This window comes from Xanthomonas arboricola pv. guizotiae (genome assembly GCF_002940205.1).
GTDB lineage: Bacteria > Pseudomonadota > Gammaproteobacteria > Xanthomonadales > Xanthomonadaceae > Xanthomonas > Xanthomonas arboricola_C.
This window is the reverse complement of sequence record NZ_MDSK01000032.1, coordinates 40,746-52,571: the sequence shown is the minus strand read 5'-3', so window position 1 is coordinate 52,571 and position 11,826 is coordinate 40,746. Positions and strand designations below refer to the sequence as shown.

Sequence of the window (11,826 nt, the reverse complement as noted above, 5' to 3'; positions counted from 1 at the left end):
TCCAAAGCGCACTAGGGATCTCGTTGCGACGTGTCATGCCGGCAATGTTGTCGCCGACTCAACAGAATTCAAGGGTTTTGTTAGCCGCTCTTATTACCTGTTCGACACAGCCGCTTCGGCTTTATCGTCCACCGCACGCACAACCGGCTGCGATAACGCATCAACGAAATCCGGCGCCAAGGCCAGCTTGCCGAACCAGCCGTGCTGGGTACCGCTGAGCACGCGCAACATATGCCCGCGTCCGCCCGGCACGCGTCCCATCGGGCGCAGCAGCAGATCGCGGCCTTGTGCCCAGAGATCACGTTCGGACTGGAACAGCGGCGTCAGCCAGCGGCTCCAGCGGTGATAGATCGCCACATGCGCCTGGCGTTCGCGCTGGTAGCGCTGCAAGGCATCGTCCAGATCGGCGCCTGCGCGCAGCGCATCGCGCATCGCCAATGCGTCCAGCAGCGCCATGTTCACGCCCTGCCCCAATTGCGGGCTCATCGCATGCGCGGCATCGCCGGCAAGCACGAAGCGGCCGCGATGCCAGCGCGACACCACCGCATCGCGATAACTCGCGCGTGCCAATGCGCCATGCACCTGCACCGTGGCAAGACGCGCATGCGCGTCGGGCCACATCTGCGCCACTTCATCGCGCCAGGCCGCGATGCCGCGCTGTTCCCATGCAAGGAAATCGCTGCACGGCAGGCTCCAGAAAAAACTCAGCCGCGGCGTGTCATCGCCCGGGCGCGTGCCCACCGGCAGCAGACCGATCATCTTGCGTGCGCCGATATAGCGCTGGCGCAATTCGTCCACGAACGGCCAGTCTTCGCGTGGCAGCAGACACCACAGCGCACCCCATGGATACACGCGATCCAGCTGCGTTGCCTGTGCCTGCGCACGCAGCGTGGAGGCCGAACCGTCGGCAGCAATGATCAGATCGTAGGGGCCGTGCCATTGCCCGCGTTGATCCTGCACACGCACGCCCGCGTGATCAATGGCGGTGATCTGCGTATCCACATGCAGGTGTGCGTGCTGCGGCCAGGCCTCGCGCAGCAGCGTAAACAAGGCACCGCGCTGCATGCCCACACCCATCAGGCGCGCATCCAGATCGCGGTACTGCATGTCCATCACCGCCCGCCCGCACGGCGTGTCGCCATACAGGCGGCGCACCGGTGCGCCATGCGCAAGCGCCTGCGGCAGCAAGCCCATGTTCCAGAGCACCTGCAGGCCGCTGGGCTGCAGCAGAAAACCCGCGCCCACTGGCCCGGGCGCGGCTGCGCGCTCGAATACCTCCAGCTGATGCCCATCGGCGCCCAGCAGCACTGCCAGTGCCTGCCCCGCCGTTCCGTAGCCCACCACTGCAATACGTAATGCTCGTTGCATCGTCCCTGCTCTGTTTCGTCAACCCTGCCCGCGCACAACCGGCGCAAAAAAAACCCCGCCGTGGCGGGGTTCTTCAACCGCACAATCGAGTCAGATTACTCGACCGGCGTGATGTTCGAAGCCTGGGCACCCTTGGGGCCCTGGGTCACGTCATAACTGACGCGCTGGCCTTCCTGCAGGCTGCGGAAGCCCTTGGAATTGATCGCGGAGAAGTGCGCGAAGACATCGGCGCTGCCGTCCTCCGGTGAGATGAAGCCAAATCCCTTGGCGTCGTTGAACCACTTGACGGTACCGTTCGGCATGGTGATGCGAGACCTTTGCAATAATTAATGGGTGGTGTACGGCGATGCGTACGCGCCGAGTATGCAAAGCTTATGCCCCGATGACAATCACCCGCGTGCAAGTTCGCCGATCAGCTCCGGCAATCCGGACGAGGCGGCATCCACGTTGGCCAACACCTCGGCCATGGTGATTTCCTGCGCGTCGCCGCAGCCGGCCGCCCAGTTGGCCACGATCGCCAAACACGCATATTCCAGGCCTTTTTCGCGTGCCAGAGCCGCTTCGGGCATGCCGGTCATGCCGACCAGGTCGCAGCCGTCGCGACGCATGCGGGCGATCTCTGCAATCGTTTCCAGTCGCGGTCCCTGAGTTGCGCCGTAGCATCCGCCGGCGACCATCGTGACGCCGGTCACCTTGGCGGCGGCGATGACCTTGCTGCGGAACATCGGCGAATACGGATGGCCGAAATCCACGTGCTGCACCTCGCTGCCCGGTTCTTCGCAGAAGGTGGACACGCGGCCCCAGGTGTAATCGATCAGCTGGTCCGGGCACGCCAACACGCGTGGGCCGAACTGCTCGGTGATGCCGCCGACGGTGTTGAGCGCCAGCACCCGCGCCGCACCGATTTGCTGCAGCGCAGCGATGTTTGCGCGGTAGTTCACCTTGTGCGGCGGCAGCGAATGGCCTTCGCCATGGCGTGCCAGGAATGCCACGCGGTGGCCCAGCAACATACCCACGCGGATCGGGCCGGAGGGCGCGCCGTACGGCGTTTCGATGTCGTGCGTCTGCACCTGATCCAGCTGTGCGAGCTTGTAGACGCCGGTGCCGCCGATGACGGCCAATGCGATGGAAGTGGAGGACACAAGCAACCTCTGCAACGAAAGACAGGACGGTGGCGCGCAGGCCTGCGCGCCGGGCTGCCCGCAGCGACGCGGGCAGACTGCGGCAGTTACTGCTTCATCGCGTAGATGGCGGGAATGCCGCGCAGCTGCTCGTTGACGTCCATGCCGAAGCCGAACACGTAACGGTCGGCCACTTCCACGCCGACATAGTCGGCGGCCACACCGGGCACGCAGCGGTCGTGACGCTTGACGGTCAACACCGCCACGCGCACGTCGGTGGCGCCCTGCTCCAGGCACCACTGGCGCACGCCCTGCAGCGTGTAGCCCTCGTCGAGGATGTCGTCGACCAGGATCACCCGACGACCGAACAGCGCAGTGGCCGGACGGTGCTTCCACACCAGCTCGCCGCCGGTGGTCTCGCCGCGGTAACGGGTGGCATGCAGGTAATCGAACTGCAGGTCCTGGCCGCGTGCGCCCAGCTCCAGCGCCAGTTGGCCGGAGAACGGCAACGCGCCATGCATGATGGTGAGATATACCGGCACTTCGCCGGCATAGTCGCGCGCGATCGCGTCGGCAATGCCGGCGACCGCCGCATCGATGGCAGGACGGTCGACCAGCAGATCGGCTTGGGCCAGGGCCTGGGAAATGGTGAGCGTGGACATCAGGCAGTTGTTCCGAAAGAGGCGGAAAGGGGAGTGGTGAATGAGGCGTCGGAGCCGGCGAGCAGGCCATCCCAGCCCAGCGCGCCGCGGCCGATCAGGCCGATCAATGCTGCGGTGTTGAGGCTGCGGCCCTGCACGGCCTGCAGCGATTCGTCGACCAGTTCCGGGTGGCAGACCAGCACCACGTCGCAGCCGGCATCCAGATGCGCATGCACCCGGCCGGCCACGCCGCCGGCGCTGAACGAGGCGGCCATGCCGACGTCGTCGGAAAAGACCACACCGCGAAAGCCCAGTTGCCCGCGCAGGATCTGCTCGATCCAGCGCGGCGAATAGCCGGCCGGTTCCGGGGCGACCTGCGGGTAGACCACGTGCGCCATCATCACCGCGTCGGCACCGGCCTCGATGCCGGCCACGAACGGCAGCAGATCTTCGGCCAGCAGGACCTCCAGCGGGCGCGGGTCGCTGGCACGGTCGACATGGGTGTCTTCCAGCACGCTGCCGTGGCCGGGGAAATGCTTGAGCGTGGCGGCCATGCCGGCGCCGTGCAGCGCCTGCACATAGGCGCGGGTGAAGCTGGCCACGATCTGCGGATCGTCGCTGAAGGCACGATCGCCGATGGCGCGGTTGCCGCGGCCCAGATCCACCACCGGTGCGAAGCTCAGGTCCACGCCGCTGGCACGCACTTCGCTGGCCATCAGCTGCGCATGCGCGCGCGCTGCGGCGAGCGCGGCCTCGGGGTCCTGCGCGTACTGCGCGCCGAAGCTCTGCAGCGGCGCCAGGGCGCTGTAGCCGTCGCGAAAGCGCTGCACGCGGCCGCCTTCCTGGTCCACGCAGATCAGCACCGGGCGCGGTGCGGCCGCGCGGATGGACGCGGACAGCTCGGCCACCTGCGTGCGCGAGGCGAAGTTGCGCGTGAACAGCACCACGCCGGCGACCGCGTCGTGCTGCAGCCAGTCGCGTTCCTGTGCGCTGAGTTCGGTACCGGCAACGCCGATCAGAAGCATGTTGGAGGACTCCCGGGCCAGGCGCCACGTTGGCGCAGCGCGGCATTGTCGCAGATGCGCGTTGCAGCGTCAGATCGCGCATTCAGGCAGGCCCGTGTTTTTTGGCCGTCTCGGCCCTGCCCCTGCCCTCCGGCTACCGCTCAGAGCCAGCTCAGAGCACCTCCAGATTCGCCCGCCAATGCGCGGCCTGCGCCTGCACCTGCTCCAGGACCTCCGGTGCCATGGCATCGAGCTGCCGGTACGGCAGCGCCAGGCGCTCGTTGGTGCCCAGCAATGTGCGCTGCCGCGCCAGGAAATCCCAGTACAGCGCGTTGTACGGGCAGGCCTGCGGGCCGACCCGCAGCTTGCGCTGGTAGCGGCAGCCACCGCAGTAATCGCTCATGCGGTCGATATAGGCCGCGCCGCTGATGTACGGCTTGCTGCCGAGCAGGCCGCCGTCGGCGAACTGGCTCATGCCGACCGTATTGGGCAGTTCCACCCACTCGAACGCATCAATGTAGATGCCCAGATACCAGCGATGCAGGGCCTGCGGGTCCAGCCCCGCCAGCAGCGCGAAATTGCCGATCACCATCAGCCGCTGGATATGGTGCGCATGCGCGTTGGCCAGCGAATTGCCGATCGCATCGGCCAGGCAGCGCATGCCGACCTGCCCGTCCCAGAACCAGTGCGGCAGCGGCGCATGCTGGTCGAGCCGATTGGACAGCGCGTAATCGGGCAGCTGCGACCAATACACACCGCGCACGTATTCGCGCCAGCCCAGGATCTGGCGGATGAAGCCTTCCACCGATGCCAGTGGCGCATGCCCGTCCTGCAGGGCCGCCTCCGCGCGCGCGATCACCTCGCGCGGATGCAGCAGCTTGACGTTGAGCGCGAACGACAGCAGCGAATGGAACAGCCGCGGGCTGCGCGTGCTCATCGCATCCTCGTAGCGACCAAAGTGCGGCAACCCATGCATGACGAAGGCATCCAGGTGCCGCAAGGCTTCGTCGCGGTGCAGCGGCCACGGCAGCGCGTGAGCATTCGGCGCGCCGAAGCTGCGGACCCCGGCTGCCTCGATGGCACTCCACAGCGCGCGGTGATCGTGCGCGGCGCGCCACTCCTGCGGTGCGGGCGGATCGCCTGGCCATGGCGCACGGTTGTCGTGATCGAAATTCCAGCGCCCGCCTTCCGGTTCGCCTGCGGCATCGAGCAGGATGCGGTGGCGACGGCGCATCTTTCGATAGAACACTTCCATGCGCCACTGGCCGCCGGCGCGGAAGCACCCGGCCACCTCATCGCGCTCGGTCAGGAAATGCTCGCTGTCGACCATGCGCGTGGCGAACGGCTGCCGCGCGCACCAGTGCTGCAATGCTTGGTCCAGCCGCCATTCGTCCGGCGCCTGGTACTCCAGCCGGCTGGCGCGGTAATGCGCGATCAGCGCGTCCAGATTGGCCGGAATCGATTGTCGATTGCTGGGGTTGTCGATGGCCACGTAACGCACCCGATGACCGGCCTGCCGCAGGCGCGCGGCAAACGCGCGCATCGCCGCGAAGATCGCCAGGATCTTCTGCGCGTGGTGCAGCACGTAGTCGGTTTCCTCGCGCACTTCCATCAGCACGTAGACCACGCCCGCATCGGTGACATCGAACCAGCTGTGTTGCGGGTTGAGCTGATCGCCCAGGACCAGGCGCAGCGTGTGTGCAGCTGGCTGCGGGTGACGCTCGCCTGCGGTCGCGTCAGGATTGCTCATCTAAGCCGGACGCGTGCACGCGCACAAAGCATCGCAGCGATCGAGGTCGCACGCGCGCGCGCACTGCATGGCGGCACATGGTCTGCCATGCCTGCGCGGCCCGTTTGCATTGGCGAACGGCCTGGCGCGCAGACGCGTTCTGCATCGACACGCCAGCGCATCTCCCACTGCGCGTGCCAACGCATCACTCCTGCCCGCTGCAGGCGGCATCGCCGGCGCCTACACGCGCTGCCAAGGCCACGCCGCTTTGCCAGGCCCCTTCGACCTTGCCACCGGCCAACCAGTCGCCGCAGATGCCGATGCTCAGCGGCGCATCCCAGGCACAGCCGATCTGCACGGCAGGCTCGGTGCTGGCCACCGTCCAGCGATACGCATCGCAGGACTGCGGCAGGGGCAGGCCGAGCGCGGCCGACGCGGGCAACACGCTGGCAATCACCGTTTCAGGCGTCGCCCCCAGATGCGCCTGGCTCCAGTCGGCTGTGGCATGCAGCAGCCAGGTTTCCACGCCCTGCCTGCCCGGCTTGCTGGAGTCGCGCGCCACCCAGCGCAGCGGGCCGGCGTTGACGAACAAGGCCTCGTACCCGGGGTCGACCGGCCTGTCGAAACGCAGCACCACCGCCCAGGCCGGCTGCATCCGTGCGTTGGCGGCCGCCGTCGCCAGCGTGGGCACGCTGTCCGCCAGCAATGCAGCTGCAAGCGCTGCCGGTACCGCCAGCAGCACGGTGTCGAAGCAGCAGCTGCGGCTGGTCGCGTCTTCTGCCACCTGCAGTTGCCAGCTGTCGCCATTGCGCTGCAGCGATCGCACCGAGCTGCCCAACCGAATAGTCAGGGCCGCCGCCAGCGCACGCGCCGGTGCGCCCATGTCCGGCACCCCGACAAAACGCGTCAAGCCGCCCTGCGACGCACGCATGGCGGCGCCATCCCAACTGGCGACGCGCGCAGGCCAGACCGCCGCAACGCCGCGCGCGATCCACGCCTCCACCACCGCGGCGAACGCCGGGTCGCGGGCGGTGAAATACTGCGCGCCGTGATCGCACTGCCAGCCAGCGCCGCCACAGCTGCGCATGCGTCCGCCGGGCAGGTCGCCCTGCTCGAACAACGTCACGGCCCATCCCGAAGCCTGCAGCCGCTGCGCGCAGGCGAGCCCGGCCAGCCCGGCGCCGATCACCGCAACCGTCTTCGATGGGGTGAGCCGCGTCATCTCGTCAGCGGCAGGCCGTTGCCACACGCCGCCGGCCGTTCACACCGCGCAGCCGTCCGGCCCGCAGGCATCGGGACCACCGATTGGCGCCGATTCGGCGGCCAGCTGCAACAGTGCCTGCGCAAAGCTCTCCGACGGCTGCGCGCCCTGGATCAGGCTGCGTCCATCGATGACGAAACTGGGCACCGCACGGATTCCCAGCGCAGCGGCCTGCGCCAGTTGCGCTTGCACGGCAACGACGCCTTCGTCGGAGTCCAGCAGCGCGCGCACGCGCGCCTCGTCCAGACCGCCGGCAGACCCGGCGGCCACCAGCGTTCCGGTCGCGCCGACGTTTTGGCCTTCGGCAAAATACGCATGGAACAGCGCCTCGATCACGGCCTGGACATCGCCCTCGCGGCTGGCCAGCCAGATCAACCGATGCGCGCGCAGGGTGCTGACCTGCACCTGCCCGCGCCCGAAATCGAACGGCAAGCCCTCGGCGCGCGCAGTGGCCTGGGTCTGCGCCAGCATCTGCTCCACGCGCGCGGCAGCGCCGAACTTTTGCGCCAGCGCATCACGCAGCGGGATCGGCTCCAGGCCTGCATCGGGGTCCAGCTGGAAGGCGTGGTAATGGATGTCCAGCGCCGGTGCCTGCGCACCGAGCGTGGCCACCGCCTGCTCGAAACGGCGCTTGCCGATCCAGCACCAGGGGCAGACCACGTCAGACCAGATATCGATGCGCATGGGCGGGGAGTGGAGATTCGTCATTGGGGATTCGCAAAGCATAAACCCAATACCAAGGCAGGGATTGGAGAGTCGCAACGCAATCGGCCCAAGTCCGACGCGTCGCTTTAGCTCTCACGAATCCCGAATCCCGAATCCCGAATTACAAATCCCCGCTCCAGTACTTGAACGGGTGCGCCGCCAGCGCCAGGTTGTAATAGCGCACATCGTCGGTGACTTCGGCGCCGATCCACTCGGGCCTGGCGAAGGCCTCGTCGGCATCGCCGAGTTCGATCTCGGCCACCACCAGCCCGGCGTTGTCGCCGAGGAATTCGTCCACTTCCCACACATGTCCCTGGTACTGGACCAGGTGCCGACGCTTGTCGATCAGACCGCCGACACACAGCGCCAGCAGCGCACGCGCCTCGACCACCGGAATCGGATACTCGAACTCCTGCCGGGTATGCCCCACCTCACGCGATTTCAGATTGAGAAACGCGTCCTCGCCCTGGATGCGCACCCGCACCGACGCGTTCTGCGCACCGCTGCGCAACGCCGCCTGATCGTTGAGATAGCCCTGTGCCATCGGGATCACCGCATGCGCGGCACCGCGCCAGCCCTCGCCGGTGACCAGGAATTTGCGTTCGATTTCGATGGGCATGGGAATCGGGAATCGGGAATCGGGAATCGGGAATCGGGAATCGGGAATCGCAACAGCATACGGCGAACCGCCTATACGATTCCCGATTCACTATTGCCGATTCACCGCCTCTCGAACACCGCGATGCTTTCCACATGCGCGGTATGCGGAAACATGTCCATCGCGCCGGCGGCCTTGAGCGTGAAGCCCTGCTCGTTGACCAGGTAGCCGGCGTCGCGCGCCAGCGAGCCGGGGTGGCAGCTCACATAGACGATGCGCTCGAACTTTTTCAGCGGCAACTGTTGCAGCACTTCCAGCGCGCCCGAGCGCGGCGGGTCCAGCAGCAGCTTGTCGAAGCCCTGCCGCATCCACGCCGCGTTGCGCTGGTCCTGGGTCAGGTCGGCCGCATAAAACTGCGCGTTTGCCAACCCGTTGCGCTGCGCGTTGTCCCTGGCGCGCGCCACCAGCCCGGCATCGCCCTCCACGCCGACCACCTCGCGCACACCGCGCGCCAGCGGCAGGGTGAAATTGCCCAGCCCGCAGAACAGATCCAGCACGCGGTCGTCCGGCCCGGCGTCGAGCAATGCCAGCGCATGCGCGATCATCTTCTGGTTGAGCGAGGCGTTGACCTGGATGAAATCCAGCGGCCGGAACGCCAGTTCCACATCCCATTGCGGCAGGCGAAACGACAGCGGCACCTCCTGCGGCCATAGCGGATGCACGCTCTCCACGCCACCCGGCTGCAGGAAGATCGCAAAGCCGTGCGCCTGGGCGAACGCGGTCAGCGCCTGCAGGTCAGGCTCGCTGAGCGGCTGCAGATGGCGGATGGTCAACACCACCGCAGCATCGCCGGCAATGAACTCGATCTGCGGGATGTCGCGCTTGCCGTCCAGGCCTTCGACCAGCGCCGCCAGCTGCGGAATCTTCTCGCCGATCTGCGGGATCACCGTGTAGCAGACCGACAGATCGGCCACGAAGCGCGGATCCAGCTCGCGGAACCCCACCAGGGTCTTGTCCTTCTTTTCGACGCGCCGAACCGAAAAGCGGCCCTTGCGCCGATAGCCCCAGGTATCGCCGACCAGGGCCGGCAACACCGCCTGCGGCGTGACGTGGCCGATGCGCTCCAGGTTGTCCACCAGCACGCGCTGCTTGGCCACGATCTGCTGCGACTGGTCCAGATGCTGCAGCACGCAGCCGGCGCAGACGCCGAAATGCGGGCAGCGCGGGGTCACCCGCTGCGGCGACGCCTCCAGCACCTCCACCGTCCTGGCCTCGTCGAAATGCCGGCTGCGCGCGGTGGGTTCGGCACGCACCAGCTCACCGGGCAAGGCGCCACTGATGAAGGTGACCTTGCCGCCCTCGCCGTCGCGGCGGGCCACACCGCGCCCGTCGTGGCTGAGGTCGGTGATCGCGGTCTGGAACGGAGTACGGTCGAAGCGGTTTCGGGTTCTGGCCACGTGGCGAGGAGCTGCGGGCAAAAAGGGTGCGTATTGTCGCAGATGCGATCGATCCCGGCCGCCTGGCGCCGTAGAACAATTGTCGCGCCCCGCAAACACAGGCACACTTCCGGTGCACGCGGCCGCTAGGACGCGGCATCGCTGACAAGGAGGCAGCATGAACATGGCGACACGCCAGGAACCCCAACCACGACTCCTGCTGGTAGAGGACGACCCGATCAGCCGTGGCTTTCTGCAGGCGGTGCTGGAAGGTCTTCCCGCCCATGTGGATTGCGCAGACTCGCTGTCTTCGGCACTGGACCGCGCGCGCGCGCGCCGCCACGACCTGTGGCTGATCGACGTCAATCTTCCCGATGGCACCGGCAGCGGCCTGCTGCGCGCACTGCGCCTGCTGCACCCGGACGTGCCTGCACTGGCCCATACCGCGGACACCGCCATGGCCATGCAACGCAGCCTGCAGTCCGATGGTTTTCTGGAACTGCTGGTCAAGCCGCTGACCTCCGAGCGCCTGCTGCAGGCGGTGCGTCGCGGGCTGGCGCGCGGCCGCTACAGCGTGGCGCCGGTGGGGGTGGTCGACATCGCCGCCAGCGATTGGGACGAAGCGGCCGCGCTCAGCGCGCTCAATGGCCAGCAACATCATCTGAACGCGCTGCGCGAATTGTTCCTGGCCGAGTTGCCGGGCACCCGCGATGCGGTGGATTCGGCCTTGCAGGTCAGCGACGACCAGGCATTGCGCGGCCATCTGCATCGGCTGCAGGCCAGCTGCGGATTCGTCGGCGCGGCGCGGCTTGCCGGCGCAGTGCGCCTGCTGCGCGGGGACCCGCATTCCAGCACGGCGCAGACCCAGTTCCATGCGGCGGTGGCTGCACTGCTGCACTGAAGGACGCGCGCACCGCTGTGCCTGGGCCCGGCACAGCGTCGGCGATTCGGAACAGGCGCCATCAGGCAGCCCGCATGCGCAGCGAGTCCGCATGGATGCAACGCGTATTCGACCACTACCTGCCAGGTTGGCTGGGCCGCCTTGCTGCTCAACGTCGCCGCGCCAGCTCCTCGAGCATTTCCCAGGATTTCAGCCCGCGTCCACTCAGATGATGCAGCAGCACGCCCCGCATGCTGCGACGCAGGCCCGGCATGTCGTCGGCCGCGGGCAGGACGTCCTGGCCCAACGCCAGCAGCGCCGCGCCGGTGACGGTGTCGCGCCGGTCCTGCGCCATCGCCTCGCTCAGTACGCGCAGCGCGCCTTCCTGCGGATCGAGCCGGTAACGCGCTGCCGGGTCGATCGGCTGGCCGTCGCGGTCGTACTGCAGATCGAATGCGACGCCCAGGCCGTCGAGCACATCGCGCTCGAACTGGCGCAGCCCCCAGGCCAGCGGCAGGCCGGATGCCAGATGCGCACGCGCCTGCGCATAGCAATCGAACAACTCGGGCACCGGGTCGTTGCGCGGCGCCAGGCGCAGCAGCAATTCACTGATATAGAAACCGGCCAGCATCGATTCGCCCGCCAGGCGGGGGGCGGTATCCAGCGCCTCGGCCTGACGCAACTGGGCCAGTTCGCCGCGTTGCACGGCGCTGAACTGGATCAACTGCAGTGGCTGCAGCGCGGCCCGCAAGGCCTGCTTGCGGGGCCCGTGCACCCCGCGCGCCAATAGCCCGACCCGCCCATGCTGCTCTGTCAGCACTTCCACCAGCAGGCTGGTCTCGCGCCAGGCCCGCACATGCAGGATGAAACCGCGTTCGTGTTCGATCAGCATGGTCTGTCAGGCGGCAGGGGGGCGCGATTGCAGGACACAAGAGCGGCTACCGGCACTGACCGCCGTGAGCCACTGCCGGCAACGCACATGATCGCAGCCGTCGACGGCAGAGGCCGCGATGACCAGGCGCGATCCAGTCCATGGAGACATCGCTTGCATCGCAGCTCCACGCCATTGCCGGTCTAGACGAT

The 11,826-nt window shown here is 67.4% G+C and carries 12 protein-coding genes; 1 reads left to right on the top strand and 11 read right to left on the bottom strand.

Features of this window, described 5'->3' with window-relative positions; translation table 11 throughout:
* Positions 1–93: 93 nt before the first annotated feature.
* The 10 genes from XarbCFBP7408_RS17360 to rlmD all read right to left on the bottom strand — a co-directional run bounded on the left by XarbCFBP7408_RS17360 (position 94) and on the right by rlmD (position 9,884).
* A complete protein-coding gene (locus XarbCFBP7408_RS17360; RefSeq protein ID WP_104564012.1) occupies positions 94–1,368 on the bottom strand; it encodes an FAD-dependent oxidoreductase in 1,275 nt (424 codons plus the stop codon).
* Between the two features lie 95 nt (positions 1,369–1,463).
* A complete protein-coding gene (gene cspE / locus XarbCFBP7408_RS17355) occupies positions 1,464–1,670 on the bottom strand; it encodes a transcription antiterminator/RNA stability regulator CspE (RefSeq protein ID WP_003488188.1) in 207 nt (68 codons plus the stop codon).
* Between the two features lie 87 nt (positions 1,671–1,757).
* Positions 1,758–2,510, bottom strand: a complete 753-nt coding sequence (locus tag XarbCFBP7408_RS17350; protein WP_039809937.1) for an S-methyl-5'-thioinosine phosphorylase — start codon at positions 2,508–2,510, stop codon at positions 1,758–1,760.
* Positions 2,511–2,596: 86 nt separating this feature from the next.
* Positions 2,597–3,151 (bottom strand): hypoxanthine-guanine phosphoribosyltransferase, encoded by a 555-nt coding sequence (locus XarbCFBP7408_RS17345; protein WP_053045294.1) that lies wholly within the window; start codon positions 3,149–3,151, stop codon positions 2,597–2,599.
* Positions 3,151–4,155 carry a beta-N-acetylhexosaminidase gene (gene nagZ / locus XarbCFBP7408_RS17340; protein WP_104564011.1) on the bottom strand — a complete coding sequence of 335 codons (1,005 nt, stop codon included), beginning with the start codon at positions 4,153–4,155 and terminating at the stop codon, positions 3,151–3,153. The genes XarbCFBP7408_RS17345 and nagZ overlap by 1 nt, the downstream gene beginning before the upstream one ends.
* A gap of 151 nt (positions 4,156–4,306) precedes the next feature.
* Positions 4,307–5,884, bottom strand: a complete 1,578-nt coding sequence (locus XarbCFBP7408_RS17335) for a cryptochrome/photolyase family protein (protein WP_104564010.1) — start codon at positions 5,882–5,884, stop codon at positions 4,307–4,309.
* A gap of 184 nt (positions 5,885–6,068) precedes the next feature.
* A complete protein-coding gene (locus tag XarbCFBP7408_RS17330) occupies positions 6,069–7,085 on the bottom strand; it encodes an NAD(P)/FAD-dependent oxidoreductase (RefSeq protein WP_104564009.1) in 1,017 nt (338 codons plus the stop codon).
* 39 nt (positions 7,086–7,124) lie between these two features.
* Positions 7,125–7,808 (bottom strand): DsbA family oxidoreductase, encoded by a 684-nt coding sequence (locus XarbCFBP7408_RS17325; RefSeq protein ID WP_104564008.1) that lies wholly within the window; start codon positions 7,806–7,808, stop codon positions 7,125–7,127.
* A 142-nt stretch (positions 7,809–7,950) separates the two neighbouring features.
* Positions 7,951–8,448: a CYTH domain-containing protein gene (locus XarbCFBP7408_RS17320; protein WP_104564007.1), complete on the bottom strand. Its 498-nt coding sequence runs from the start codon at positions 8,446–8,448 to the stop codon at positions 7,951–7,953.
* 101 nt (positions 8,449–8,549) lie between these two features.
* Positions 8,550–9,884, bottom strand: coding sequence for a 23S rRNA (uracil(1939)-C(5))-methyltransferase RlmD (gene rlmD, locus XarbCFBP7408_RS17315; protein WP_104564006.1), 1,335 nt, complete (start codon positions 9,882–9,884; stop codon positions 8,550–8,552).
* Between the two features lie 157 nt (positions 9,885–10,041).
* On the opposite strand from rlmD, the gene XarbCFBP7408_RS17310 reads away from it, so the two are divergent.
* Entirely contained in the window at positions 10,042–10,764 is a 723-nt protein-coding gene (locus tag XarbCFBP7408_RS17310; RefSeq protein WP_104564005.1) for a response regulator, read from the top strand.
* A gap of 148 nt (positions 10,765–10,912) precedes the next feature.
* On the opposite strand, the gene recO is transcribed toward XarbCFBP7408_RS17310, so the two are convergent.
* Complete coding sequence (gene recO / locus XarbCFBP7408_RS17305; protein ID WP_104564004.1) at positions 10,913–11,635, bottom strand: DNA repair protein RecO; 723 nt, start codon at positions 11,633–11,635, stop codon at positions 10,913–10,915.
* Positions 11,636–11,826 lie beyond the last annotated feature (191 nt).